This window comes from Pseudomonas sp. AF03-9, assembly GCF_020515815.1.
In the GTDB taxonomy this organism is placed as follows: domain Bacteria; phylum Pseudomonadota; class Gammaproteobacteria; order Pseudomonadales; family Pseudomonadaceae; genus Aquipseudomonas.
Genome location: NZ_JAHPJF010000005.1, coordinates 192945 through 218514, shown reverse-complemented (window position 1 = coordinate 218514; position 25570 = coordinate 192945). Strand labels below are relative to the sequence as shown.

Annotated in this window: 22 protein-coding genes and 2 tRNA genes; 5 read left to right on the top strand and 19 right to left on the bottom strand. The window is 61.1% G+C overall.

Annotated features, from left to right (window positions below; all coding sequences use genetic code 11):
* Positions 1-4 precede the first annotated feature (4 nt).
* The 5 genes from LIY36_RS10325 to rnr form a co-directional block, all read right to left on the bottom strand.
* Entirely contained in the window at positions 5-898 is an 894-nt protein-coding gene (locus LIY36_RS10325; protein WP_192300267.1) for a hypothetical protein, read from the bottom strand.
* 36 nt (positions 899-934) lie between these two features.
* Positions 935-1165, bottom strand: coding sequence for a 30S ribosomal protein S18 (rpsR, locus tag LIY36_RS10320; protein WP_003171373.1), 231 nt, complete (start codon positions 1163-1165; stop codon positions 935-937).
* Positions 1166-1193: 28 nt separating this feature from the next.
* On the bottom strand, positions 1194-1616 hold the full coding sequence (gene rpsF / locus LIY36_RS10315; protein WP_003217491.1) for a 30S ribosomal protein S6: 423 nt from the start codon (positions 1614-1616) through the stop codon (positions 1194-1196).
* 311 nt (positions 1617-1927) lie between these two features.
* Positions 1928-2683: a 23S rRNA (guanosine(2251)-2'-O)-methyltransferase RlmB gene (gene rlmB / locus LIY36_RS10310; RefSeq protein WP_226455607.1), complete on the bottom strand. Its 756-nt coding sequence runs from the start codon at positions 2681-2683 to the stop codon at positions 1928-1930.
* The gene (gene rnr / locus LIY36_RS10305; RefSeq protein ID WP_226455606.1) at positions 2680-5313 is read right to left on the bottom strand and encodes a ribonuclease R; all 2634 of its coding nucleotides are present in this window, start codon (positions 5311-5313) and stop codon (positions 2680-2682) included. The genes rlmB and rnr overlap by 4 nt, the downstream gene beginning before the upstream one ends.
* Before the next feature lie 224 nt (positions 5314-5537).
* Between rnr and LIY36_RS10300 the strand changes: the two genes are divergently transcribed.
* The 4 genes from LIY36_RS10300 (at position 5538) to LIY36_RS10285 (ending at position 8613) form a co-directional block, all read left to right on the top strand.
* Positions 5538-5624: transfer RNA gene (locus tag LIY36_RS10300), tRNA-Leu, on the top strand.
* 153 nt (positions 5625-5777) lie between these two features.
* Positions 5778-5864 (top strand) — tRNA-Leu (locus tag LIY36_RS10295).
* A 158-nt stretch (positions 5865-6022) separates the two neighbouring features.
* Positions 6023-7048 (top strand): extracellular solute-binding protein, encoded by a 1026-nt coding sequence (locus tag LIY36_RS10290; protein ID WP_192300270.1) that lies wholly within the window; start codon positions 6023-6025, stop codon positions 7046-7048.
* Positions 7048-8613, top strand: coding sequence for an ABC transporter permease (locus LIY36_RS10285; protein ID WP_226455605.1), 1566 nt, complete (start codon positions 7048-7050; stop codon positions 8611-8613). The genes LIY36_RS10290 and LIY36_RS10285 overlap by 1 nt, the downstream gene beginning before the upstream one ends.
* 99 nt (positions 8614-8712) lie before the next feature.
* On the opposite strand, the gene LIY36_RS10280 is transcribed toward LIY36_RS10285, so the two are convergent.
* The 12 genes from LIY36_RS10280 to LIY36_RS10225 form a co-directional block, all read right to left on the bottom strand.
* Positions 8713-10647 carry a methyl-accepting chemotaxis protein gene (locus tag LIY36_RS10280; protein ID WP_226455604.1) on the bottom strand — a complete coding sequence of 645 codons (1935 nt, stop codon included), beginning with the start codon at positions 10645-10647 and terminating at the stop codon, positions 8713-8715.
* A gap of 139 nt (positions 10648-10786) precedes the next feature.
* Positions 10787-12076 carry an adenylosuccinate synthase gene (locus tag LIY36_RS10275; protein ID WP_192300273.1) on the bottom strand — a complete coding sequence of 430 codons (1290 nt, stop codon included), beginning with the start codon at positions 12074-12076 and terminating at the stop codon, positions 10787-10789.
* Positions 12077-12130: 54 nt separating this feature from the next.
* Entirely contained in the window at positions 12131-13318 is a 1188-nt protein-coding gene (locus LIY36_RS10270) for an ATP phosphoribosyltransferase regulatory subunit (protein WP_226455603.1), read from the bottom strand.
* A 293-nt stretch (positions 13319-13611) separates the two neighbouring features.
* The gene (gene hflC, locus LIY36_RS10265; protein ID WP_192300275.1) at positions 13612-14478 is read right to left on the bottom strand and encodes a protease modulator HflC; all 867 of its coding nucleotides are present in this window, start codon (positions 14476-14478) and stop codon (positions 13612-13614) included.
* Positions 14478-15653, bottom strand: coding sequence for an FtsH protease activity modulator HflK (gene hflK, locus LIY36_RS10260; protein ID WP_192300276.1), 1176 nt, complete (start codon positions 15651-15653; stop codon positions 14478-14480). The genes hflC and hflK overlap by 1 nt, the downstream gene beginning before the upstream one ends.
* Positions 15654-15749: 96 nt before the next feature.
* Positions 15750-17051, bottom strand: coding sequence for a ribosome rescue GTPase HflX (gene hflX, locus LIY36_RS10255; RefSeq protein WP_017734959.1), 1302 nt, complete (start codon positions 17049-17051; stop codon positions 15750-15752).
* A 12-nt stretch (positions 17052-17063) separates the two neighbouring features.
* Positions 17064-17324: an RNA chaperone Hfq gene (gene hfq, locus LIY36_RS10250; protein ID WP_176997135.1), complete on the bottom strand. Its 261-nt coding sequence runs from the start codon at positions 17322-17324 to the stop codon at positions 17064-17066.
* Positions 17325-17419: 95 nt separating this feature from the next.
* Positions 17420-18391 carry a tRNA (adenosine(37)-N6)-dimethylallyltransferase MiaA gene (miaA, locus tag LIY36_RS10245; RefSeq protein ID WP_226455602.1) on the bottom strand — a complete coding sequence of 324 codons (972 nt, stop codon included), beginning with the start codon at positions 18389-18391 and terminating at the stop codon, positions 17420-17422.
* On the bottom strand, positions 18391-20304 hold the full coding sequence (mutL, locus tag LIY36_RS10240) for a DNA mismatch repair endonuclease MutL (RefSeq protein WP_442962212.1): 1914 nt from the start codon (positions 20302-20304) through the stop codon (positions 18391-18393). The genes miaA and mutL overlap by 1 nt, the downstream gene beginning before the upstream one ends.
* Positions 20304-21725 (bottom strand): N-acetylmuramoyl-L-alanine amidase, encoded by a 1422-nt coding sequence (locus tag LIY36_RS10235; RefSeq protein ID WP_192300278.1) that lies wholly within the window; start codon positions 21723-21725, stop codon positions 20304-20306. The genes mutL and LIY36_RS10235 overlap by 1 nt, the downstream gene beginning before the upstream one ends.
* Positions 21726-21740: 15 nt before the next feature.
* Positions 21741-22211 (bottom strand): tRNA (adenosine(37)-N6)-threonylcarbamoyltransferase complex ATPase subunit type 1 TsaE, encoded by a 471-nt coding sequence (gene tsaE / locus LIY36_RS10230; RefSeq protein WP_226455601.1) that lies wholly within the window; start codon positions 22209-22211, stop codon positions 21741-21743.
* A complete protein-coding gene (locus LIY36_RS10225; protein ID WP_226455600.1) occupies positions 22199-23059 on the bottom strand; it encodes an NAD(P)H-hydrate dehydratase in 861 nt (286 codons plus the stop codon). Before LIY36_RS10225 ends, tsaE begins: the two co-directional genes overlap by 13 nt.
* 63 nt (positions 23060-23122) lie before the next feature.
* Here LIY36_RS10225 and queG point away from each other — a divergent pair, with 63 nt between their 5' ends.
* The gene (gene queG, locus LIY36_RS10220) at positions 23123-24190 is read left to right on the top strand and encodes a tRNA epoxyqueuosine(34) reductase QueG (RefSeq protein ID WP_226455599.1); all 1068 of its coding nucleotides are present in this window, start codon (positions 23123-23125) and stop codon (positions 24188-24190) included.
* On the opposite strand, the gene LIY36_RS10215 is transcribed toward queG, so the two are convergent.
* Complete coding sequence (locus tag LIY36_RS10215) at positions 24187-24804, bottom strand: trimeric intracellular cation channel family protein (RefSeq protein ID WP_172681530.1); 618 nt, start codon at positions 24802-24804, stop codon at positions 24187-24189. The two genes, queG and LIY36_RS10215, sit on opposite strands and share 4 nt — an antisense overlap.
* A gap of 182 nt (positions 24805-24986) precedes the next feature.
* The gene (orn, locus tag LIY36_RS10210) at positions 24987-25529 is read right to left on the bottom strand and encodes an oligoribonuclease (protein ID WP_003171343.1); all 543 of its coding nucleotides are present in this window, start codon (positions 25527-25529) and stop codon (positions 24987-24989) included.
* Positions 25530-25570 lie beyond the last annotated feature (41 nt).

Sequence of the window (25570 nt, the reverse complement as noted above, 5' to 3'; positions counted from 1 at the left end):
ACTTTTAACCTTCACCGTTCGCGTTGTCGGCGTCTTTCGGCGCCAGACGACCGCGAAAATCAATCAGGCCGTCGACAATGGCCAAGACCACGAGTAACGGATAGATCAGCTGCATGAACAGCAACAGCGTGACGTACAACCCCACCAGCCAGAATTTGGCCAGGCGCTTTCGCGCAACCAGCCCATGAATCAGGGCCAATCCGGCAAACACCAGCGGTACGCTGCAAATCGGCGCCAACACGGCCATCTGTGGGCCGAAATTCGGCCCGACAACCATGCACGCCAGCAGCAACATCGCCGGCCCCGCTGGGATTCTGATACTGCGAAATTCGCGACCAAAACCACCCGGGTTGTACAACAACGCCTGCCAATAGCGCCCAACAATCAGGCTCAGCACGCTGACGACCTGCAACAATGCCGCAATCAGGCCGGTCAGGACCGGGGCAATCAGTGACGCAAACCGCGCTCGCTCATCTACCGACAATTGCTGGTAGAGATCCCCGAGGGCCATCGGCAGGATCTTGACGATCTCTTGCGACAGCGCTTCGATTTGCGGGCGGAAAGCCGCGCCAAGCATCACTGAGTACACCAACCCCAATGCCACGCTGACCAGCAGCGTGCGGACCCAGGACTCACTTGCGCGCAGAACCAACGCAAGGCTCGATGACCCCAGCAGTACCAGAAGTACCCGTGGATCACCCAATTGCACCCACCAGATCAAGGCAGGCAACAATCCCAGGGCAAGAACGCCAAGGGCGTCCTTCAAACCGCGCCGCAGCAGCACAAGGCAACCAGCGGCAGCACCCAACCAATAAAGCAACGGCAATGCCGCACATCCAGCCACTACCAGAGTGGCCTGCACACGACCGCGCATGATGAACTCAGCTAAGGCGCGCATGCATTCAATCCCTTACTACTTGTCGACTGCCCGGTCTCAGCGGCCGTGGCTGTCGGTGTAGGCCAGCAGGGCCAGGAAGCGGGCGCGCTTGATAGCGGTGGCCAGCTGACGCTGATAACGAGCTTTGGTACCGGTGATACGGCTTGGAACGATTTTGCCGGTCTCGGATACGTAGGCTTTCAGAGTGTTGAGATCTTTGTAATCGATCTCCTTCACTTCTTCAGCGGTGAAGCGGCAGAATTTACGACGACGGAAGAAACGTGCCATTTGATAGGCTCCTTAAAAGGTCCGTGGATTACTCGTCAGCGTTGTCGCTGTTGTCGCTGTCATCACTATCAGCGCTTTCAGCGCCTTCGTGCTCAGGACGGTCGCGACGCTCACGGCGCTCACTGCGGTTTTCTTCAGCCTTGAGCATCTCGGATTGGCCGGTAACGGCTTCTTCGCGACGGATGACCAGGTTACGGATCACTGCATCGTTGTAGCGGAAGTTGTCTTCCAGCTCGGCCAGGGCCTTGCCAGTGCACTCAACGTTCAGCATCACGTAGTGAGCCTTGTGAACATTGTTGATTGCGTAGGCCAGTTGACGACGGCCCCAATCTTCCAGACGGTGGATTTTGCCGCCGTCTTCTTCGATCAGCTTGGTGTAACGCTCAACCATGCCGCCGACTTGCTCGCTTTGATCCGGGTGGACCAAAAAGATGATTTCGTAATGACGCATGAATGCTCCTTACGGGTTGTAGCCTGCCGCTCAAAAACGGTCAGACAAGGAGTGAATGACACTTATGGATCTTGCCGAAGGGGGACACATCGGTGCCCGCCAGGAAGGCAAGGGGCGCAATTGTAGAGAAGGGGGAGGAAGCGTGCAAGGTGATTGGTGATTATTTGAACAATCACCTTCTCAGGCCAAACACAAAACCAATGTGGGAGCGGGCTTGCTCGCGAATACGGTGTATCAGCCCTAATTGCAGTGACTGACATACCGTATTCGCGAGCAAGCCCGCTCCCACATTTGGCCTGCGACAGACCTAGTTACTTCTTCGGCTTGGCCTTCGCGCCACGCTGACGCTGCGCTTCGAACAAGCACACGCCGGTGGCAACCGACACGTTCAAGCTGCTGACGCTACCGGCCATCGGCAGGTGCACCAGATAATCGCAGTGCTCACGGGTCAGGCGACGCATGCCCTTGCCTTCGGCGCCCATGATCAGGATGGTCGGGCCGGTGAGGTCCTGGTCATAAATGCTGACCTCGGCCTCCCCTGCCGTGCCCACGACCCACAAGCCGCGCTGCTGGAGTTTCTCCAGGGTGCGCGCCAGGTTGGTCACGGCCACCAGCGGAATCACTTCCGCTGCACCGCAGGCAACCTTGCGCACAACCGGCGTCAGGGTGGCCGACTTGTCTTTGGGCACGATCACCGCCAGTGCGCCGGCAGCATCTGCCGAACGCAGGCAGGCGCCGAGGTTGTGCGGGTCGGTCACGCCGTCCAGCACCAGCAACAGCGGCGCACCCTCGGTACGGTCGAGCAGCTCGTCGAGCATCGCCTCGCCCCAGACCTGGCTCGGGCTTACGTCCGCAACCACGCCCTGGTGAACGCCTTCGACCCAAACGTCCATTTCACGACGCTCGGCTTGACCGATGGCAACCTTGTTTTGGTTCGCCAGCTCAACCAGCGCCTGAACGCGCGGCTCGCTGCGACCTTCTGCCAACCACACTTGTTTGACGCGCTTCGGGTGGTGACGCAGCAGTGCTTCCACGGCGTGTACGCCGTAGATTTTTTCCAGACTCATGACTTGGCCTTAGGTTTGCGCGACCCGCTGCTTTTGGCAGGGGCCGAGCCCGCTTTCGGCGGGCCTTTACGGTGTTTACTCGGCTTGCTCGACGGTTTTTCCGCCCCGTGGGACTTTCCCCCAGACGCCGCTTTACCACCGCTTTTGGCTTCGTTGAGCAACTGCTGCTTCAACTCACGACTCTTGCGCAGCTCGGCATTTTTCGCCGCGGCGTCGCTCGGGCGGTAGGCCTCGGGGGCTTTTTCCTTGGCCGCAGAGCGACGACCAGCCTTGGCCAGCTCAGGCTCAGGCGCTGCTTTGGCAGGGGCACCCTTGCCTTTGCTTGCCGGAGCAGTGGGTGTACTGCCACGCTTTTTACGGCTACCCGGCGACTCGGCCGGCTTGTCGGACATACCAAAATCGATCTTGCGCTCGTCGAGATCGACGCGCATGACCTGCACTTCCACGGTGTCGCCCAGACGGAAGCTGCGACCAGTGCGCTCGCCCGCCAGGCGGTGATGCACAGGATCGAAGTGGTAGTAGTCACCCGGCAAGGCGGTAACGTGTACCAGGCCTTCGACGTAGATGTCGGTCAGCTCCACAAACAGGCCAAAGCCGGTGACGGCGGTGATCACACCTGGGAACGACTCGCCTACGCGATCCTTCATGAACTCGCACTTGAGCCAGTTCACCACGTCGCGGGTAGCTTCGTCGGCGCGGCGCTCGCTCATGGAGCACTGCTCGCCCAACTGTTCCAGGGCAGCTTCGTCGTACGGATAGATCCGTGCCTTCGGAATGGTCATGGCACCGGCGCGCTTGACGTGCGGGGTGTTCTGCTTGGAATGGATCACGCTGCGGATCGCGCGGTGCGTGAGCAGGTCCGGGTAACGACGGATCGGCGAAGTGAAGTGCGTGTACGCTTCGTAATTCAGGCCGAAGTGGCCCTGGTTATCGGCGCTGTACACCGCCTGGCTCAGGGAGCGCAGCATGACGGTCTGGATCACGTGGTAATCCGGACGATCCTTGATGCTCGCCAGCAGTGCCTGGTAGTCCTTCGGCGTCGGGCCGTCCTTGCCTTTGTGCAGGGACAGGCCGAGCTCGCCGAGGAACGCGCGCAGCTTCTCCAGACGCTCCGGCGGCGGGCCGTCGTGCACGCGATACAGCGCAGGAATTTCGTGCTTCTGCAGGAATTCGGCAGTGGCCACGTTGGCCGCCAGCATGCATTCCTCGATCAGCTTGTGGGCATCGTTACGCGTGGTCGGGGTAATCGCGGCGATCTTGCGCTCGGAACCGAAGACAATCCGGGTTTCCTGGGTTTCAAAATCGATCGCGCCACGGGTATGACGGGCGCCCAGCAACACTTTGTACAGCGAATAAAGCTGCTTGAGGTGCGGCACTACGCCAGCGTATTCAGTACGCAGGGCCTTGGCTTCGCTGGTCTTCGGCGTTTCCAGAATGGTGCTGACCTTGTTGTAGGTCAGGCGCGCCTGGGAGTGGATCACCGCTTCATAGAACTGGTAGTCGGTCATTTCGCCGGTTTTCGAGATGGTCATCTCGCACACCATGGCCAAACGATCGACTTTCGGGTTCAGGGAGCACAGGCCGTTGGACAGCTGCTCAGGCAGCATCGGAATCACGCGCTCGGGGAAATACACCGAGTTGCCGCGCACCTGGGCTTCGTTGTCCAGGGCCGAACCGATCTTCACATAGCTGGACACGTCGGCAATCGCGACGAACAACTTCCAGCCGCCGGAAAACAGACGCAGCTTGCCCGGCTTGGCTTCGCAGTAGACCGCATCGTCGAAGTCGCGGGCATCTTCGCCGTCGATGGTGACGAACGGCAGATGGCGCAGGTCGATGCGTTTTTCTTTGTCTTTTTCTTCCACTTCCGGCTTGAGCTTGGCGGCTTCTTTCAGCACAGCCTCAGGCCAGACGTGAGGAATATCGTAGGTGCGCAGCGCAACGTCGATTTCCATGCCCGGCGCCATGTAGTTGCCGACCACTTCAACAATATCGCCCTGTGGCTGGAACCGTGCGGTTGGCCAGTGGGTGATCTTCACCTCGACGAACTGACCGACCTTGGCGGCGCCATTGCGACCCGGGGTGATCAGCACTTCCTGCTGGACCTTCGGGTTATCCGGCACTACAAAGCCGATGCCGCCTTCTTCGAAGTAACGGCCAACGATGGACTCGTGGGCACGGGACACCACTTCGACGATCACGCCTTCACGACGACCACGACGGTCGAGGCCAGACACGCGCGCCAGCGCACGGTCGCCATCGAACACCAGACGCATTTGCGCCGGGCTCATGAACAGGTCGTCGCTGCCGTCGTCCGGGATCAGGAAGCCGAAGCCGTCACGGTGGCCGGCGATGCGGCCCAGGATCAGGTCAAGCTTATCCACAGGTGCATAAGTGCCACGGCGGGTGTAGATCAGTTGTGCGTCGCGCTCCATGGCACGCAAGCGGCGGCGCAGGGCTTCGAGCTGGTCTTCGGTGGTCAGACCGAATTCTTCAACCAACTGCTCGCGGCTAGCAGGCGAACCCCGATCGGCGAGATGCGCCAGGATCAGTTCGCGGCTAGGAATAGGGTTTTCATATTTTTCCGCTTCACGAGCGGCCTCGGGATCGAGGGACTGCCAATCGGCCATTAGAGAGTTTTCACCTTGTCTATATGCGGGTTAGTTTGGCATACGCGTATTGAAACGGGAAATTTCAGGCATCAACAAGCGTTTAAAAGCCCTTTGGTGCCCTTTCCAGGCACCTTGCACGACCACTGGAGAAATATTCCAGGTTTTTTTCATGGCAGGGGTTTACAGCTCAAAAGCCCCTCCGTATAGTGCGCGCCATCGACGACGGCAACGTTGTTGATGTTGCCCAGGTGGTGAAATTGGTAGACACGCCAGCTTCAGGTGCTGGTGACCTTACGGTCGTGGAAGTTCGAGTCTTCTCCTGGGCACCAAATTCAGATCAAACCCGCGAAAGCGGGTTTTTTCGTTTCAGGCCTTTGATTTTTAACGCAAATCCCGATTTATTTTTTTGAATCAGGGGTTTACAGATCTAAAAGCCCGCCGTATAGTTCGCCCCATCAACAGCGGCAACGTTGCTTGATAATGCCCAGGTGGTGAAATTGGTAGACACGCCAGCTTCAGGTGCTGGTGATCGCAAGGTCGTGGAAGTTCGAGTCTTCTCCTGGGCACCAAATTCAGATCAAACCCGCGAAAGCGGGTTTTTTCGTTTCCGGGGTTTGAAAACGCCAGCCTCAAAAGTTGCATACCTATTCCCCCCTCGCCCGCACTTGAGAAGGTTTATCGTTTATCCTTGCAATGATTTGTTGCACTCAAGCGAGGAAACCTCCGGATGATGATCCGCGATACCCGTCTCAAGACATCCCTTCTGCGTGGCCTGACCATCACTCTGCTCGGCCTGACCCTGCTCTCGCCCGCCGCTTATTCTGCCGACAAGGTCTCCCTGACCCTGTACAACGGTCAGCACAAGGAAGTCGGCGATGAACTCGCCAAGGCCTTCGAAGCCAAGACCGGCATTCACGTCAACGTGCGCAAAGGCAGCAGCAACCAGCTGGCCAGCCAGGTCGTCGAAGAAGGCGCACGCTCCCCGGCCGATGTGATCTACACCGAAGAGTCGCCGCCGCTGAACAAACTCGGCGAGCAAGGCATGCTGGCCAAGATCGACGCCGCCACCCTCGATGTCTTGCCCAAGGACTATGTCGGCGCCAATGGCGACTGGATGGGCGTGACCGCGCGCACCCGCGTCGTGGCCTTCAACCCGAAACTGATCGCCGAAAAAGACCTGCCCAAGTCGGTGCTGGATTTCGCCGGCCCCGAGTGGCAAGGCAAGGTCGGCTTCGTGCCCACCAGCGGCGCGTTCCAGGAACAGGCCGTGGCGATCATCAAGCTGCACGGACGTGACGCCGCCGAAGAATGGCTGACCGGCCTGCGCGCATTCGGCAAGGTCTACAGCAACAACATGGTCGCCCTCAAAGCCGTGGAGAATGGCGAAGTGGCCACCGTGCTGGTGAACAACTACTACTGGTTTGCCCTGAAAAAGGAAAAAACCAACCTGGATTCGCAACTGCATTACTTCACTGATGGCGACGTTGGCGGGCTGATCACCGTGTCGTCCGCTGCTGCGCTGAAATCCAGCAAGCATCCCAAGGAAGCCCAGCAACTGCTGGCGTTCATGGCCAGTGAAGAAGGCCAGCGCGTGATCACCAACACCTCGGCCGAATACCCGCTGCGCAAGGGCATGGAATCCAGCCGCGGCCTCAAGCCTTTCAGCGAGTTGCAACCGCCGAAAGTCACCCCCGCCGACCTGGGCAACGCCGAAGAAGCCCTGGACCTGGAACGTGACGTTGGCTTGAACTGATGAACCCATCGCTCTGCGCCCCCGCCCTACGCGGGGGGTTCAGCCCGCGGCGCAAGCGGCCGTCGATCTGGCTGCTGTTGCCCGTGCTGTTTCTGGTGGGCTTGAGCCTGCTGCCGCTGGTGTACGTCGGGCTCAAGGCCTGGCAGGCTGGCTGGGCCGAGGCCGTGCACCTGCTGTGGCGCCCGTATGTATTCGGCCTGCTGCGCAACACCCTCGCGCTGATGGTCGGCGTGACGGTGACGTGCGCAGTGGTCGGGCTGTCCCTGGCGTGGCTGCTGGAACGCAGCAACCTGAGCGGTCGGCGTATCTGGGGCGTGATCCTGTGCCTGCCGTTTGCGGTGCCGGCGTTCGTCAGCAGCTTTACCTGGGTGTCGTTGAGTGCCAACTTCGAAGGCCTCGGCGGCGCGATCCTGGTGATGAGCCTGTCGAAATACCCGCTGGTCTTCCTGCCGGTGGCGGCGACCCTGCGAAACCTCGACCCGTCCCTGGAAGAGTCCGCACGCACCCTGGGGCTGAACCGTTGGGGCGTGTTCTGGCGCGTCACCCTGCCCTTGCTGTGGCCGTCGCTGCTGGCCGGGGCGTTGTTGATCGCGCTGCATATGCTGGTGGAATTCGGCGCGCTGTCGATCATCGGCCTGCAAACATTCACCACCGCGATCTACCAGCAATTCGAGCTGGAATTCAGTAACGCCAACGCCGCGATGCTCTCGGCGGTATTGCTGGTGATGTGCCTGACATTGCTGTGGCTGGAGCTGCGTGTACGCGGCAAGGGCCGACACGTGCGCATCGGCCAGGGCGCGGCGCGACATGCCGGGCAGGTGCGATTGGGCAAGTGGGCACCGCTGGGGCAACTCTATTGCCTGGCACTGGCGATCATCGGCAGCGGCATTCCGTTGGGCATGCTTGGTTACTGGCTAGCGGTAGGTTCATCGGCAGCGTTTCCGGTGGCCGCGATCAGTGAGGCGCTGCTGTCCTCGCTGGCGCTGTCCCTCGGCGGCGCAGCGTTGTGCCTGGTGCTGGCGGTGCCGGTAGGCTTGCTGGTGGTGCGTTATAAAGGCCAGTTGGCGATCTGGGCCGAGCGCTTGCCCTACCTGCTGCACGCCCTGCCCGGCCTGGTGATTGCGTTGACGCTGGTGTATTTCGCGCTGCATTACGTGCCGGCGCTGTATCAGACGTCGGCGCTGTTGTTGATTGCGTATGCGTTGCTGTTTTTGCCTTTGGCTCAAGCACCGATCCGTACGGCGTTGAACAAGGCTGCTCCGCAATTGGAAGAGGCTGCACGCACCTTGGGCGCGTCGTCGTTCAGCGCGTTTTGCCGGGTGACCTTGCCGATCATCTTTCCTGCATTGGGTGCGGCGTTCGCACTGGTATTTCTGGATGCCATGAAGGAATTGACGGCGACCTTGCTGCTCAGCCCGACCGGGTTGAATACCCTGGCGACGGCAGTGTGGGCGCATACCTCGAATGTGGAATTTGCAGCGGCGGCGCCGTATGCGGCGCTGCTGATTCTGGTGTCGGGGTTGCCGGTTTATCTGCTGACGACTCGGATGTATCTGAGCCGCTGATACCGCTATCGCAGGCAAGCCAGCTCCCACATTTGACGGTATTCACAAATCAAAATGTGGGAGCTGGCTTGCCTGCGATGAGGCCGGAGCTGACGACCTTCAAGCCCGAAACTGCCCCAGGCTGGCCTTCAACTGCGCCGCCAACCCATCCAGCACCTTGCCACTGGCGGTCGTCTCCACCACCGCCTGCGCCGCCCGCTCGGCCTGGGCATGGATCACCTCGACCCGCCCACGCACCGCCTGCGCGCCTTGCGCCTGATGCTCCGCCGCACGCGTCGCCAAACCAATAGCCGCATGCACTTGCTCCACCGAAGCCTGCACGGTCTGCTGCAAGCGCACGCTGTCGCGCAGCACCAGCAAGCCTTCATTGGCCTGACGCCCGGCCTTGCCGATGGTTTCCACCGCTTCACGCGCGCCCTGCTGCAACGCGACGATATGCGCCTGAATGTCGCCGGTAGAGCTCTGGGTCTTGCTGGCCAATGCCCGCACTTCGTCCGCCACCACCGCAAAGCCGCGCCCGGTTTCGCCGGCACGTGCCGCCTCGATGGCGGCGTTGAGCGCCAACAGGTTGGTTTGCTCGGCAATGCCATGGATCACCGTCAACACCACCTCAATCTGCTCACTTTGCTGGGCCAGGCGCTCGATCACCTTGGAACCGGCCTGCACCTGCCCCGCCAGCGCTTCGATCAGGCTGCCGACTTCCGTCGAGGTGCGTGAGTTTTCATCCGTGGCCTGGCGAATATCCACCACCTGCTGCAAGGCGGCCTGCATGGCATGGCTTTCGGCCTGGGCCTCGTCAGCCATTTGTGACAGCGCCCGCAGGCTCTCGGCCACCTCATCGCGCTGCAAACCGGCAGCGGCGTCGGCGCCAGCGTTGCGCAGGGTCATCGCGCCGATTTCCACTCCGGTGCGTTGGGCCACATCGCCGGCTTCACGCACGATGGGTTGCAACTTATCCACAAAGCGATTGACCGCCGAAGCCATGTCGCCGATTTCATCCTTGCTGCTGATTTGCACACGTTTGGTGAGGTCGCCCTCGCCCGCGGCCAGGTCATCCATTGCGGCAATCAACAGCTTCAGGCGATTGACCACACGGCGCCCGAGCACGATGGCGATCAGCAGCAGGACGCCCAGACCGACCAGCGCGAGCCCCATGCCGATGCGCCAGCGCAGCGTGCCGGCGGCCTCCTGTACGGCGCTGGTGGTGTTGGCGGTCATCTGGGTGGCAGTGGTTTGTGCCGATTGCAGGCGTGCGCCCATGGCGGCGGCGCTGTCAGCGGCGGCGCCTTTGAGGCTGTCACCAACCAGTTGATCACCGCTGGCGATCAGGGTGGCGAAACGCTTGTCCAGGGCTTGCAGGTCGGCCTCGACCGAAGCCGTCGAAACGCCCATCAGAACCTTGCCGATTTCCACGCCGTTGGGGCTTATGGAGGCCTCGACGTAGTACACCGACGGATCGTTCTTCGCCGCATTCAACACTTTGTCGAGTGCGCGGTCACCCTGGCCTTTTTCCAGCAACGCCTTGTTGATCGGGTTTTCCCGGTTCAAGTAGCGCGTCAGGTGCTCGCCCGCCGCGTCGTCGTAGACCACGAATAGCACGTTGGGATTGCGCTGGGCGCGCCGGGCGAACTCGGACAAGGTCGGCACGTCGCTGTCCCACATGGCGCGTGGCGCCACCGAGGCCAGTAGTTGCGCCATGTCGTTGGCGGAGTCTTTCAGGTCTTTTTCCAGGGTCGCACGCAGTTGCTTCTGTTCTTCCTGCAAGCGCGTCGAAAGTCCGGCGGTCAGACGCTGACGGGTACTGGTCGACAAGCTGTCGAGGCTGGACGTGACTTCCTTGCCGGCTTGCGCCAACTCGCCAGACAGTTTCTGGCTGTCGATACCCAGGCGATTACCCAAATCCGCTTCCAATGCAGTCACCGTGCTCCGCGTCAGAGCGACGGCCACCAGCACTTGCACCAAAAGGGCGATACCTAGGGTAACGAACACGGGCCGCAACAGACGACTTTGTAACAATGAGAGAACGGCAGACATCGGGAATCCCTCCACCACGGGTGCCATTAAATTGATAGCACCGCGAAAGAAGGATTCAAAGCAAGGGTCGTGCCGCTTGATCGCCAGAAACGACAAAGGGCTCCCGAAGGAGCCCTTTGCTTTTTACATCAACAGCTTATTAAGCGAACGGGTGACGCAGAACGATGGTTTCGTTGCGGTCCGGACCCGTCGAAATAATGTCGATCGGTGCGCCGATCAGCGCTTCAACGCGCTTGATGTAGGCACGGGCGTTGGCCGGCAGTTCTTCCAGGGTTTTGGCACCCACGGTCGATTCGGTCCAGCCCGGCACTTCTTCGTACACAGGCAGCAGGCCCACGTAGCTGTCAGCGTCGGTCGGGGCAACATCATTACCGTTTGCGTCTTTGTAGCCGACGCAAATGTTGATGGTTTCCAGGCCGTCGAGTACGTCCAGCTTGGTCAGGCAGATGCCCGAGATGCTGTTCACATCGATAGCGCGACGCAGGATAACGGCGTCGAACCAGCCGCAACGACGGGCACGGCCGGTGGTGGCACCGAACTCGTGGCCTTGCTTGGCCAGGTGAGCGCCGACTTCGTCGAACAGCTCAGTCGGGAACGGACCCGAACCTACACGGGTGGTGTAGGCCTTGGTGATGCCCAGGATGTAGTCCAGGAACATCGGGCCAACACCGGAACCGGTCGCAACGCCACCAGCGGTGGTGTTGGAGCTGGTCACGTACGGGTAGGTGCCGTGGTCGATGTCCAGCAGGGAGCCTTGGGCGCCTTCGAACATGATGTCTTTGCCGGCGCGACGCAGGTCGTGCAGTTCGGCGGTCACGTCCAGCATCAGCGGCTTGAGCAGCTCAGCGTATTCCTTGCACTCAGCCAGGGTCTTGTCGAATTCGATAGCCGGTTCTTTGTAGTAACCGACCAGCATGAAGTTGTGGTAATCCACCAGTTCACGCAGTTTGTCTTCGAAACGCGGCATGTTGAGCAGGTCGCCCACACGCAGGCCACGACGTGCGACCTTGTCTTCGTAGGCCGGGCCGATGCCGCGACCGGTCGTACCGATCTTCAGCTCGCCACGCGCCTTTTCACGGGCTTGGTCCAGCGCGACGTGGAAGGACAGGATCAGCGGGCAGGACGGGCTGATACGCAGGCGCTCGCGCACTGGTACGCCTTTCTCTTCCAGCTTGATGATCTCGCGCAGCAGGGCGTCAGGTGCAACCACCACGCCGTTGCCGATCAGGCACTGCACGCCTTCGCGCAGCACGCCCGACGGGATCAGGTGCAAGACGGTTTTTTCGCCATCGATGACCAGGGTGTGGCCAGCGTTGTGGCCACCTTGGTAGCGCACTACGGCGGCAGCATGTTCGGTCAGCAGATCAACGATCTTGCCTTTGCCCTCATCACCCCATTGGGTGCCCAGGACTACGACATTCTTACCCATAACACTTGTCCTCATTCGCGCAAACTTGGTGCCGGCGATGGCCGGCAGGAAAACTCAAGAAGCCAGTGGCGATACTTGCCAAAGCCCGTTCTGCTGAATCAATTGCCGGTCGCAGTCCGCTTCACGGGCGGCGGCCAATGGCTGCCCAGGCAAAGCCTGAACGACACGCTGACCCTCACTGCGCAACTGGCAAACCTGCTGCCAGAGTGCCGCGTCCGTACTGTCGGGCATCCAGATGCCACCAGACGGCAGCTCGACCTCAGCACGCCCCAGGGTCACCAGGGTTTTCAAATCGGTAGAGAAGCCGGTCGCCGGACGGGCACGACCGAAGTCAGCGCCGATGTCGTCATAACGACCGCCTTGGGCGATGGCCTGGCCAACACCCGGTACAAATACCGCGAACACCACACCAGTGTGGTAGTGGTAACCGCGCAATTCACCCAGATCAAAGTACAGCGGCAGCTGCGGGAAGCGCGCCGACAGTTGCTCGGCGATAGCCAGCACATCGTCCAGTGCAGCCAGTACCGGCGCCGGCGCCTTGGCCAGACGCTCGCGCGCAGCCACCAGCACTTCACGACCACCGCACAGGTTGACCAGTGCACGCAGCATCTCGGCCAACTCCGCAGGCACACCTTCGGTCAAGGCAATCACTTCATCGATCGCCTTGCGTTGCAGGGCGTCGAACAACTGCTGCTCCACTTCACCGGACAAACCGGCCGCACGGGCCAGGCCGCGGTAGATACCGACGTGGCCCAGGTCCATGTGGACATCAGGTACGTCAGCCAGTTGCAGCATGGCCAGCATCAAGCTGATCACCTCAACGTCGCTGCTCGGGCTGGCATCGCCATACAACTCGGCGCCCAACTGGATCGGGCTACGGGAAGACGACAAGGCACGTGGCTGCGCATGCAGCACACTGCCGGCGTAGCACAGGCGGCTCGGGCCTTCGCGACGCAGGGTGTGCGCGTCAATGCGCGCCACTTGCGGCGTGATGTCGGCACGGAAACCCATTTGCCGGCCCGATTGCGGGTCGATGACCTTGAAGGTGCGCAGATCCAGGTCCTGGCCCGCGCCGGTCAGCAGGGATTCCAGGTACTCGATATGGGGGGTCACGACAAACTCGTAACCCCAGCTCTGGAACAGATCCAACACCTGGCGACGCGCTACTTCAATGCGCGCAGCTTCCGGTGGCAGTACTTCTTCGATGCCATCTGGCAGCAGCCAGCGGTCTACCGTTGCCATTACGCCATTCCCCTTTGATCCGGGCGGCCAGCCCTAGGCCGAGCCTTGAGTGAAGCAGAAAATGCCCGCCGCCTGCATAAACCACGCGCAAGAGCGACGTGACGAATGGCCTGCAATCGGCCTCGTCGGGCACTTTCCTCGAAAAACCTGTCACGCCTGCCGAATCAAACATGCAGACGCAAAAAAGCCGGGAATTTCCCGGCTGCCGCATCATACACCCGTTTTCTGAAAGGATCACCCCGCCAGGCGTTTTAGCCGCCCGACGGAGTGCGTCCTACACAGTGACGAGCTGATTACTTGGCTTTTTCCAGGTAGCGGAAGAAATCGCTACTTGGGTCCAGCACCATGACGTCGGTTTTGTTCGCAAAGCTTTCACGGTAGGCGCGCAGGCTACGGTAGAACGCGTAGAACTCCTGGTCCTGGCCGTAGGCCTTGGCGTAGATCGCTGCGGCTTGAGCATCACCATCACCACGGGCCACTTCGGACTCGCGATAGGCTTCTGCCAGCAGTACACGGCGCTGACGGTCGGCATCCGCACGGATACCTTCAGCCAACTCGTTACCCTTGGCGCGGTGCTCACGAGCCTCACGCTCACGCTCGGTGCTCATACGCTCGAACACGCTGCGGTTCACTTCCTTCGGCAGGTCAATGGCCTTGACCCGGACATCAACCACCTCAATGCCCAGCTCTTTTTCCGCCATCGCGTTCAACGAACGCGTGATGTCAGCCATCAGCGCGTCACGTTCACCGGACACCACCTCGTGCAGGGTGCGTTTACCGAACTGGTCACGCAGGCCCGACTCAAGACGACGCGACAAACGATCGTCGGCGAGTTGCTTGATACCAGAGGTTGCCGTGTAGAAACGCTCGGCATCCTTGACGCGCCACTTGGCGTAGGCGTCAACCATCACGGCTTTCTTTTCCAGGGTCAGGAAGCGCTGCGTCGGTGCATCCAGGGTCATCAGGCGAGCATCGAACTTGCGCACCTGGTTGACGAAGGGGACTTTCACATGCAGGCCTGGCTGGACATCCGCCTGGACCACGCGACCGAATTGCAGCATCACCGCGCGCTCGGTCTGAGACACGATGTAGAAGCAGTTCCAGGCCGCGATGACCACGACGACGCCCACAATCAGGGCGGTCAGCGATTTATTGCTCATCAACGACTCTCCCTGCTACGTGTTTGCTGTTGCAGCAAGTCAGCGGCCGCACGGGCGCTCGCTTCATTGGCAGCGGCTGTCGAACCTGTGGCCGGTGCGCTGGTGCTGCTACGACCACCTTCGATCATCTTGTCCAGCGGCAGGTACAGCAGGTTGTTCTGCCCACCTTTGTTGCCGGTCACGAGAACCTTGCTGGTGTTGCTGAAGACTTCCTGCATGGTGTCCAGGTACAGACGCTCGCGGGTGACTTCCGGAGCCTTGCGGTACTCGGCGACCAGCTTGGTAAAGCGATCCGCCTCACCCTTGGCGCGGGAGACCACTTCGTCACGGTAACCGTTGGCATCCTCAAGGATACGCTGGGCCTGACCACGGGCTTCCGGCACGACGCCGTTGGCGTAGGTTTCAGCCTGGTTGCGCGAACGCTGCTCGTCTTCACGGGCGCGGATCACGTCATCGAAGGCTTCCTGAACTTCACGCGGTGCGGCTGCGCTCTGTACGTTCACCTGGGTCACGGTGATACCGGTGCGATAGGTATCGAGGAACCGCTGCAGGCGCTCCTTGATCTCGCTGGCCATCAGTTCACGGCCTTCAGTCAGGACCTGGTCCATGGCGGTGGAACCCACCACGTGGCGCAGGGCACTTTCGGTCGCGTGTTGCAGGCTGATTTCCGGCTGGTCGACGTTCAGCACGAAGTCCTGCAGGTTGCTGATCTTGTACTGCACGGTCAGCGGCACTTCGACGATGTTCTCGTCTTCGGTCAGCATCTGGCCCTGCTTGGTGTAGGCACGCTCACGCGTGACGTTTTCCATGTACTTCTTGTCGATCGGCGGGAAGTAGATGTTCAGGCCCGGGCCGACAGTCTCGTAGTACTTGCCGAAGCGCAGCACCACGGCCTGCTCCTGCTCGTCCACGACGTAGACAGCGCTGTACAGCCAGACGGCCGCCAGCACGACAAGGCCCAGGCCCAGCAGGCCGTAGCCGCCGCCCTTGCTTGTGCGACCACTGTCGTCACCACCACGTTTTTTTCCACCACCGAACAACCCATTCAGGCTTTCCTGCAGCTTTCGGAAGGCCTCGTCGAGATCTGGTGGCCCCTTGCGGTCGCCATTATTGCGGCGTTTACCACCCCAAGGATCCTGATTATTCGAGTTGCCACCCGGCTCATTCCAAGCCATAGCGCTCTCCATCTGATAAAGCAAAGGCGCACCCACGGCGCGCCGACCAATGCTACAGAATGCCTGCTACTGCGGCACAACCGCTTTCGGAGGCTTTTATTGCAAAGTGTGTTGTTCGATGAACTCTGTCGGTACTACGCCTTCACGACTGACCAGCCGATTAAGCTCCGTGCGCGGCAATCGAACAGCCAGCAAGCTGACACCTTCTTCGTCGTATTCTTCTTTCTGTACTGCGCCCAACTCGAAAAACTGTGCACGCAGTCGAGCAAAACGCTGGGGCAAGCGCAAGGTGCCGACGAACAAATCGCTGCCGAGCAATTCGGCAATGGCTTGTTCAAGCAGCTCCAGGCCACTGCCGTCGCGCGCCGACAGCCATACCCGCTGGGGCTTGCCGTTCTCATCGCGCTGGATCTGTGGCTCAACGCCTTCAAGCAAATCGAGTTTGTTATAGACCTCGAGGATCGGCAAGTCCTGGGCGCCAATCTCGCCCAATACCAGCATCACCTGCTCGATCTGCAACATGCGATCCGGTTCGGCCGCATCGATCACGTGCAACAGCAAATCGGAATTGCTCGACTCTTCGAGCGTAGACCGAAATGCCTCGACCAGCTTGTGGGGCAAGTGACGAATGAAGCCCACGGTGTCCGCCAGGACAATCGGCCCCAGGTCGTCGAGATCCAGACGGCGCAAGGTCGGGTCGAGAGTGGCGAACAGTTGGTCGGCCGCGTACACGTCGGATTTGGTCACGTTGTTGAACAGCGTGGACTTGCCGGCGTTTGTGTAGCCCACCAGGGACACGGTAGGTATGTCCGCACGCGAACGCCCACGGCGCGATTGCTCACGCTGGCTGCGCACTTTTTCCAGCCGGCCCTTGATCTGGCGCAGGCGCACCCGCAGCAGACGCCGGTCGGTTTCCAGTTGGGTCTCCCCCGGGCCACGCATGCCGATACCGCCACCCTGACGTTCAAGGTGAGTCCAGCCGCGAACCAGGCGCGTGCTCATGTGGTCAAGCTGGGCCAGTTCAACCTGGAGCTTGCCTTCATGGGTACGGGCGCGTTGGGCGAAAATATCGAGAATCAGGCCGGTACGGTCGATCACGCGACACTCGAAGACACGTTCGAGATTGCGTTCCTGACTGGGCGTGAGGACGTGATTGAAGATCACCAGATCGGCTTCTTCGGCGTGGACCAGGTCGCGCAGTTCCTCGACCTTGCCGCTGCCAATCAGGAATTTGGCGGTTGGCCGATGACGCGGCACGTTAAAAAACGCAACGGTCTCGGCGCCGGCCGAATTTGCCAACTCCTGAAACTCCTGCGGATCTTCGCGCGCCTCAGGGTCCTGTCCATCCAAGTGAACGAGGATTACCCGCTCACCACCACCGTGGCGCTCAAAGAACAAAGGAGACTCCTATCAGGCGTTACCTGGCTCAGCGTCAGCTGCGTCATCACCGGTTGCACTAGGCAGACGGATTGGACGAACTGGAACCACTGTAGAGATAGCGTGCTTGTAAACCATCTGGCTGACGGTGTTTTTCAGCAGGATGACGAACTGGTCGAACGATTCGATAGTGCCTTGCAGCTTGATACCGTTCACCAGGTAGATGGAAACCCCCACTTTCTCTTTACGTAAAGTATTCAAGTAAGGGTCTTGTAGCGAATGCCCTTTTGACATGTGCCGCACTCCTTTAAGGATCAATAATAAAAAAATCGGAAAATAGATAACTCATGGCCGTCACACCCCCAAGGATAGACGGCAATTGCAAGGACTCAGCTCAATATGGAGACCGTTCCCAAGTATTTCAAGGCGCGTGACAGATTGTCGCTGTCCAGGCTGTCCAGCCAGTGCAAATCGCTCCAGCTGCGCAACCAGGTGAACTGGCGTTTCGCCAATTGGCGCGTGGCGATGATGCCGCGCTCCTGCATTTCGGCTGACGTCAGCTTGCCATCCAGATGATCCCAGACTTGGCGGTAGCCTACAGCACGTATCGAAGGCAACCCTGGATGCAGGTCACCTCTGGAACGCAGTGCTACGACCTCGTCTATAAACCCCTGTTCCAACATAATTGTGAATCTTTGTGCTATTCGTTCATGCAGCACCTGGCGATTTGCCGGAGCGATGGCCAGATTCGCCACAGTATAGGGCAATTGTGACTGTCCAGATGCGCCTGCATCAGCACTTTGCGCAGATTGTCGCTGCCGATGCCAGGTCATGGTCTGGCCGCTGACACGCCAGACTTCCAGGGCGCGACTGAGCCGTTGGGGATCATTGGGGTGAATACGCGCGGCGGACACCGGGTCCACAGCCGCCAACTGGTCGTGCAAGGCTTGCCACCCAAGGCGTGCAGCCTCTTCTTCCAGCTCGGCGCGCACCTGGGGATCGGCCGGTGGCATCTGCGCCAGGCCTTCCTGCAAAGCCTTGTAGTAGAGCATCGTGCCCCCGACCAGCAGGGGAATATTGCCGCGCGCGGTGATCTCGGCCATGGCGGCCAGGGCATCGGTACGGAAATTCGCCGCCGAATAGCTCTCGGACGGGTCAATGATGTCGATCAGCTTGTGCGGATACTGCGCCAGCAGCTCTTTGGAGGGTTTAGCCGTGCCGATGTCCATGTCCCGGTAAACCAGGGCAGAGTCGACGCTGATCAGCTCGCACGGCAGCACCTTGGTCAGCTCGATGGCCAGGTCAGTCTTGCCGGCAGCCGTGGGGCCCATCAGGAAGATCGCGGGGGGCAGGGCACTCATCAGCGACCGCGCAAGAACAGTTTGTCCAGATCGTCCAGGCCCATCTGGGTCCAGGTCGGTCGGCCATGGTTGCACTGCCCGCTGCGCTCGGTGTTTTCCATGTCACGCAGCAGGCCGTTCATTTCCGGCAGCGCCAGGCGGCGGTTGGCGCGGATCGCACCGTGGCAGGCCATGGTGCCGAGCAGTTCGTTGATATGCGCCTGGACGCGGTCGCTGGTGCCGTATTCCATCAGGTCGGCAAGCACGTCGGCGACCAGGCGGTTGGCTTCGGCCTGCTTGAGCAGCGCGGGAATCTGGCGGATGGCCAGGGTTTCCGGGCCCAGGCGCTGCAACTCAAAGCCGAGCTTCTGGAACACCCCGGCATGCTCTTCGGCACAGTCGGCTTCGCGCTGGCTGACCGCCAGGGATTCCGGCACCAGCAGCGGCTGGCCGCTGAGACCCTCGCTGGCCATGGCGATCTTGAGGCGCTCGTACATGATCCGCTCGTGGGCGGCGTGCATGTCCACCAGCACCAGGCCGTGGGCGTTTTCCGCAAGGATATAGATGCCCTTGAGCTGCGCCAACGCGTAACCCAACGGCGGAATATCACCGCCACCTTCCGGCAGAGCCACGGCACCGGGCTCGGCGCCCGGCAGCGGCGCGAAAAACTCGCGATACGCCGCCTGCGCTTCGGCTACCGGCACTGCCGATTGCGGACGCGGAGTGTATTGATACTGGTAGCCGGCACCTGCGCCGGAACCCGGTGCAGCAAAGGACGGCTGTGGCGGCGTCGATTGCAGCAGGTTGCCCGCCAGGCTCATTTCGCCCTGGGGCCCGAACTCACCGGCCTGCGGACCGCTCGGGCGTACCACCGCGGTCACGATCGGCGCGGACAGCTGATCATCCGGACGTACATCGCCCAAGGTGCGGTGCAAAGTGCCATAAAGGAAGTCGTGCACCATGCGCCCATCACGGAAACGTACTTCGTGCTTGGTCGGGTGCACGTTGACATCCACCACCGACGGGTCGACCTCAAAAAACAGCACAAACGTCGGATGCCGCCCGTTGAACAGCACATCGCGGTAGGCCTGGCGCACCGCGTGGGCCACCAGTTTGTCGCGCACGGCGCGACCGTTCACAAAGAAGTACTGCAAGTCCGCCTGGCTGCGGGAAAAGGTCGGCAAACCGACCCAGCCCCACAGGCGCAAACCGTTACGTTCGATTTCAATCGGCAGCGCCTGCTCCAAAAAGCCCGCACCACAGATCGCCGAGACACGGCGCGCACGCGCTGCCTCGTCATGGGCCTCGTGCAGGCTGAGGATGGTCTTGCCGTTGTGGCGCAGGTGAAACGCCACGTCGAACCGCGCCAGGGCCAGGCGCTTGATGACTTCTTGCAGGTGATCGAATTCGGTTTTCTCGGCCTTGAGGAATTTGCGCCGCGCCGGGGTATTGAAGAACAGGTCGCGCACTTCCACCGAAGTGCCCACCGGGTGCGCCGCCGGCTGGACCTGGGGCGCCATGTCGCGACCTTCGGTTTCCACTTGCCAGGCCTGTTCGGCGGCGCGGGTGCGCGAGGTCAGGGTCAGGCGCGCCACGGAGCTGATGGACGCCAGCGCCTCACCCCGGAAGCCCAGGCTCATCACCCGCTCAAGGTCTTCCAGGTCGCGGATCTTGCTGGTGGCGTGACGGGCCAGGGCCAGCGGCAGGTCATCGGAGGAGATGCCGCTGCCGTCATCCCGCACCCGCAGCAGTTTGACGCCGCCCTGCTCCACGTCCACGTCGATGCGCTTGGCGCCGGAGTCGATGCTGTTTTCCAGCAGCTCCTTGATCACCGATGCCGGGCGTTCAACCACCTCACCGGCGGCAATCTGGTTGGCCAGGCGCGGGCTGAGCAGCTCGATACGCGAGCCATTGTTCAACGCTGATTCACTCATTACTGTGCCGCCAATTCGGTGCCAGGGATGGTCAACACCTGGCCGACTTTCAATTCATCGGTCTTCAGGCTATTGGCGCTGCGCAACGTCGCGGCCGAGACCTGGAAACGCACGGCCAGCATGGCCAGGGTGTCGCCCGGCTGCACGCGATGGTCACGCGGGCCCTGGGCGATTTTGCCGGAGTCGCGCAGCCAGGCGATATAGGTGCCCGGCGGAGGATTCTGCTGGAAAAACTGACGAATACCGGCACTGATCGAACGCGCCAAGGCCTGCTGGTGACTGGCGCTGGCCAGCTTCGAGGCTTCGTTGGCGTTGGAGATAAACCCGGTTTCCACCAGGATCGACGGGATGTCCGGCGACTTCAGCACCATGAACCCGGCCTGCTCCACGCGTTGTTTGTGCAGCGACGTGACCCGGCCGATATTGCTCAGGACTTTCTGGCCGACGTTCAGGCTGGAGGTGAGCGAGGCGGTCATCGACAGGTCGAGCAACACGCCAGCGAGCATTTTGTCCTTGTCATCGAGGGACACGTTGCCGGCCCCACCGATCAAGTCGGAACGGTTTTCGCTGTCGGCCAGCCAACGGGCGGTCTCGGACGTGGCGCCGCGATCCGACAAGGCAAACACCGAAGCACCGAATGCGGCAGTGGACGGCGCGGCGTCGGCGTGGATCGAGACGAACAGGTCGGCGCCTTTCTTGCGCGCGATCTCGGTACGCCCGCGCAACGGGATGAAGTAGTCGCCAGTACGCGTCAGCTCGGCGCGGTAGCCTTTCATGGCATTGACTTGACGCTGCAGTTCGCGGGCGATGGCCAGTACCACGTCTTTTTCATGCTGCCCACGGGAACCCGAGGCACCCGGGTCTTCGCCACCGTGACCGGCGTCGATCACCACGATAATGTCGCGCTTGCCCGCCGGGGCCGGTGGCAACGGTGGCAACTTGACCTGCGGTTGCGCCGGGCTGACCGGTACGGCGGGCACGGTCGCCACGCTCGGGGTAGGTGCCGGTGGCGGGTTGGCGTCGGCGGCGTTGTCGAACAGGTCGACCACCAGCCGGTTGCCGTACTGGGCGTTGGGCGCCAGCACAAAGCTCTTCGGGGTCACGGCCTTTTTCAGGTCGATGACCACACGCAAGTCAGTCGGCGTGCGCTGGGCCGAACGCATGGACGTAATCGGGGTGTTGGCGGTGGAGACTTTCAGCGGCGCAGCCAGGGTCGCACCGTTGATGTCGATCACCAGGCGATCCGGCGCCGACAAGGTAAAGACGCTGTGCTGGACCGGGCCAGACAGGTCGAACACCAGTCGCGTGTTATCCGGCGCTCGCCACAGGCGCACACTTTTCACCTGTGAAGCAGCCAGAACATTGACAGTCATTGCCGCAAGCAACACCCCTACGACAGCAACCAACGCGCGAAAGCGCATACCTAACCCCACCAATTATTTGAATTCCAATGCCAAAGCGGCGCACCACGACTGGCCGCGCGCGCTCTGGGGCAACAACTTCAACTGACGCCCTGTTTCATGCGGCGTAATGGTAATGGTCAGGTCCGGCTTTGGCAAAAAGCCTGTTCCTTTATCTGGCCACTCGATCAGGCACAACGCATCCTCATCGAAGTAATCCCGGATCCCCATGTACTCCAGCTCCTCGGGGTCGACCAAACGGTAGAGGTCGAAGTGAAAGGCACGTATCGCACCAATCTCGTAAGGCTCCACCAAGGTGAACGTCGGACTTTTTACCGCGCCCGCATGCCCCAAGCCGCGAATGATTCCCCGGGACAACGTGGTCTTGCCCGCCCCCAGGTCGCCCTCGAGAAAGATCAGCCCCGCACCGGCCGTGACCTGCGCGATGCGCTGACCGAACGCGACCATGGCGTCTTCATCGGCCAGGAATAGGATTACTTCAGACACGGTGACTGTTCCTCCAGCAATTGACGAATGGCAGGTATCAGGTCACTGGCCGCCAGGCCGCGACCAAAGCTGCCCTGGCGATCCCCCGCCGTGGCGTGCAACCACACAGCCAGGCAGCTGGCGTCATAGGCTGGCATGCCCTGGGCCAGCAATGCTCCGACGAGGCCGGCCAATACATCACCCAAGCCTGCCGTGGCCATTGCCGGATGGCCTTGGTCACAACGCGAAACACGTCCATCCGGGCTGGCAATCAAACTGCCAGCCCCCTTGAGAATAGCCACTGCATTGAATTTCCGGCTCAACGCGCGCGCCACCTTAAGACGATCAGCCTGAACCTCGGCTGTCGACAGGCCCAACAACCGCGCAGCCTCACCCGGATGCGGGGTGATGACACTGTTGGCCGGCAAGTTGACGCTGCCCGTGGCCAGTTGGTTCAAGGCGTCGGCGTCCCAGACCTGTGGCTGTTGCGCATTGGCGGCGACGGACAACAGGCTTTTGCCCCAGGCGGCATCGCCAAGGCCTGGACCAACCACGATGACCGAAACTTTCTCCAGCAAGCCCATCAACTGGTTAGCCGAGCTCACGCCGACCGTCATTACTTCCGGCAAACGGGCCAAGGCGGCAGGCACGTGCTCCGGGCGCGTCGCCAGGGAGACCAGGCCCGCGCCACTGCGCAAGGCACTTTCCGCGCTGAGCAGCGCAGCACCGCCCAAGCCACGGTCACCGCCAATCACCAGCAGGTGGCCGAACCGGCCTTTGTGGGAGTCCGGGGAACGCGCAGCCAGTTGCGGTAAATCGCCAGGCAACAGGGGCTGAACGTCGTTAATTGAGTGTTTTGTCTGCGGCATGCGTCTTCGGGCTCCGATGTCTGGCAGAATTATACGCATCTAACCTGTGGTTTCCCCTGTCTCATGCCCGCGATTACCTCCGATCTGCCCGCCCTCGCCCAATCGATCAAAGACTGGGGTCGCGAACTGGGCTTTCAACAAGTCGGCATCAGCGGCCTGGACCTCGCCGAGCATGAACAGCACCTGCAACGCTGGCTCGACGCCGGCTACCACGGCGAGATGGACTACATGGGCGCCCACGGCAGCAAACGCTCCCATCCCGATGAACTGGTGCCCGGCACGCTGCGCGTGGTCTCGCTGCGCATGGACTACCTGCCTGGCGACACCCAAATGGCGCAACTACTGGCCAAGCCGGAAAAAGCCTACATCTCGCGCTACGCCCTCGGCCGCGACTACCACAAGCTGATCCGCAAGCGCGTGCAACAACTGGCCGACCGCATCCAGGCGCAGATCGGGCCGTTCGGCTTCCGCGCCTTCGTCGACAGCGCGCCGGTGCTGGAAAAAGCCATCGCCGAACAGGCCGGCCTGGGCTGGATCGGCAAGAACACCCTGGTGCTCAATCGCAAGGCCGGCAGTTACTTCTTCCTCAGCGAGCTGTTTGTCGACCTGCCGCTGCCGGTGGACGAGCCCCATGGCACCGAACACTGCGGGCGTTGCACGGCGTGCCTGGACATCTGCCCCACCAATGCCTTCGTCGGCCCCTATGTGCTGGATGCCCGGCGCTGCATTTCCTATCTGACCATCGAACTGAAGAACGCAATCCCGGAAGACTTGCGACCGTTGATCGGCAACCGGGTATTTGGCTGCGATGACTGTCAGATCGTATGCCCGTGGAATCGTTTCGCCCGCGCCACCGGCGAAAGCGATTTCAAGCCTCGCCACAACCTGGACAATGCCGAGTTAGCCGAGCTGTTTATGTGGGACGAGGACAAATTCCTCAGCAGCACCGAAGGTTCACCCCTGCGTCGCGCCGGGTACGAGCGCTGGTTGCGCAACCTGGCGGTGGGCCTGGGCAATGCGCCATCGAGCATCCCCGTGCTGGAAGCCTTGAAGGCACGGCGGGACTACCCCTCAGAGCTGGTGCGCGAGCATGTGGAATGGGCGCTGAAGCAGCACGCCACGCGCGGCTAGTGGACGTCGTCGTTATAGACGAACTTGGGCATTTCCCAGTGAAAACGGATCGCCAGCAGGCGTAAGAGAAAGCCACTGAACAAAGTCAGCAGAATCGCCTGTTCGCTGGGCAGCTCCAGATACAGACACAGCAGGTAGAACCAGGCGGCGAGGAACGACACGCTGGCGTACAGCTCACGCCGAAAGATCAGCGGGATGTCGTTGCAGAAAATGTCCCGCAGGATGCCGCCGAACACGCCGGTGATCACGCCACTGACCGACGCCACCAGCATGCCATGCCCCATTTCCAGGGCGGTCATGCAACCGATCAAGGTGAACGCCACCAGCCCCACGGCATCCAGCGCCAGGAACAGCGAGCGCAGATGGCGCATCAACGGCGCGATAAAGATCGTCACCAGCGCCGCCACCGAGGTCAGCACCAGGTATTCCGGGTGTTTGACCCAGGTCAGCGGGTAATGCCCCAGCAGCACGTCACGTACCGAACCGCCGCCCAGCGCCGTCACGCAGGCGATCAACACCACACCAAACCAGTCCATACCGCGCCGCCCGGCGGACAGGGCGCCAGTCATGGCTTCGGCGGTGATGGCGATGAGGTAGAGCATCAACAACATGATGGCGATCCTTGCGGTGTTGTAGTGAGCGGGCTTGCCCCGCGCTGGGGCGCGCAGCGGCCCCAAAGCAGGCAATGATACCTGCTTGGACGAGTATGTTGGCTGCATTGGGGGCGCTTCGTGCCCCAGTGCGGGGCAAGCCCGCTCACGACAGAAAGAGATAGGCGCTCATCGCAGGGGTTGGCTCAAGCCTTGATGAAATGCTTGCGGTAATGCTGCAACTCGGCGATCGACTCGCGAATATCATCCAGCGCCAGATGGGTGCTGCCTTTATGGAAGCTGTCTTTGACTTCCGGCGCCCAACGCGCGGCCAGCTCTTTCAAGGTAGACACATCCAGGTTGCGGTAGTGGAAGTAGCTCTCCAGCCCCTTCATGTGGGTATAGAGGAAGCGGCGGTCCTGGCAGATGCTATTGCCGCAGATCGGCGACTTGCCCTTGGGCACCCACTTTTCCAGGAACGCGATGGTCTCGGCTTCGGCTTCGGCCATGCTGATGCGGCTGTCGCGCACGCGCTGGGTCAGGCCGGAGTTGCCGTGGGTGCGGGTGTTCCATTCGTCCATGGTGGCCAGCACGGCGTCGCTGTGATGGATAGCGATCACCGGACCTTCGGCCAGGGTATTGAGGTTGCTGTCGGTGACAATGGTGGCCATCTCGATGATGACGTCGGTGTCGGGGTTCAGACCGGTCATTTCCAGATCGATCCAAATCAGGTTCTGTGGGTTTTGCATGGCTCTATTCTCTTGGCACCTTGGCGTAGCTGCGCAGTTTA

Bases quoted from the DNA above. Each gene is read 5' to 3' on its own strand.
- LIY36_RS10275 (WP_192300273.1), bottom strand. From the start codon at position 12,076: ATGGGTAAGAATGTCGTAGTCCTGGGCACCCAATGGGGTGATGAGGGC.
- LIY36_RS10280 (WP_226455604.1), bottom strand. From the start codon at position 10,647: ATGTCTGCCGTTCTCTCATTGTTACAAAGTCGTCTGTTGCGGCCCGTG.
- mutL (WP_442962212.1), bottom strand. From the start codon at position 20,304: ATGAGTGAATCAGCGTTGAACAATGGCTCGCGTATCGAGCTGCTCAGC.
- hflC (WP_192300275.1), bottom strand. From the start codon at position 14,478: ATGAGCAATAAATCGCTGACCGCCCTGATTGTGGGCGTCGTCGTGGTC.
- orn (WP_003171343.1), bottom strand. From the start codon at position 25,529: ATGCAAAACCCACAGAACCTGATTTGGATCGATCTGGAAATGACCGGT.
- rlmB (WP_226455607.1), bottom strand. From the start codon at position 2,683: ATGAGTCTGGAAAAAATCTACGGCGTACACGCCGTGGAAGCACTGCTG.
- LIY36_RS10270 (WP_226455603.1), bottom strand. From the start codon at position 13,318: ATGGCAACGGTAGACCGCTGGCTGCTGCCAGATGGCATCGAAGAAGTA.
- LIY36_RS10290 (WP_192300270.1), top strand. From the start codon at position 6,023: ATGATGATCCGCGATACCCGTCTCAAGACATCCCTTCTGCGTGGCCTG.
- miaA (WP_226455602.1), bottom strand. From the start codon at position 18,391: ATGAGTGCCCTGCCCCCCGCGATCTTCCTGATGGGCCCCACGGCTGCC.
- rpsF (WP_003217491.1), bottom strand. From the start codon at position 1,616: ATGCGTCATTACGAAATCATCTTTTTGGTCCACCCGGATCAAAGCGAG.
- hfq (WP_176997135.1), bottom strand. From the start codon at position 17,324: ATGTCAAAAGGGCATTCGCTACAAGACCCTTACTTGAATACTTTACGT.
- rpsR (WP_003171373.1), bottom strand. From the start codon at position 1,165: ATGGCACGTTTCTTCCGTCGTCGTAAATTCTGCCGCTTCACCGCTGAA.
- LIY36_RS10285 (WP_226455605.1), top strand. From the start codon at position 7,048: ATGAACCCATCGCTCTGCGCCCCCGCCCTACGCGGGGGGTTCAGCCCG.
- LIY36_RS10235 (WP_192300278.1), bottom strand. From the start codon at position 21,725: ATGCGCTTTCGCGCGTTGGTTGCTGTCGTAGGGGTGTTGCTTGCGGCA.
- hflK (WP_192300276.1), bottom strand. From the start codon at position 15,653: ATGGCTTGGAATGAGCCGGGTGGCAACTCGAATAATCAGGATCCTTGG.
- LIY36_RS10225 (WP_226455600.1), bottom strand. From the start codon at position 23,059: ATGCCGCAGACAAAACACTCAATTAACGACGTTCAGCCCCTGTTGCCT.
- rnr (WP_226455606.1), bottom strand. From the start codon at position 5,313: ATGGCCGATTGGCAGTCCCTCGATCCCGAGGCCGCTCGTGAAGCGGAA.
- LIY36_RS10325 (WP_192300267.1), bottom strand. From the start codon at position 898: ATGCGCGCCTTAGCTGAGTTCATCATGCGCGGTCGTGTGCAGGCCACT.
- queG (WP_226455599.1), top strand. From the start codon at position 23,123: ATGCCCGCGATTACCTCCGATCTGCCCGCCCTCGCCCAATCGATCAAA.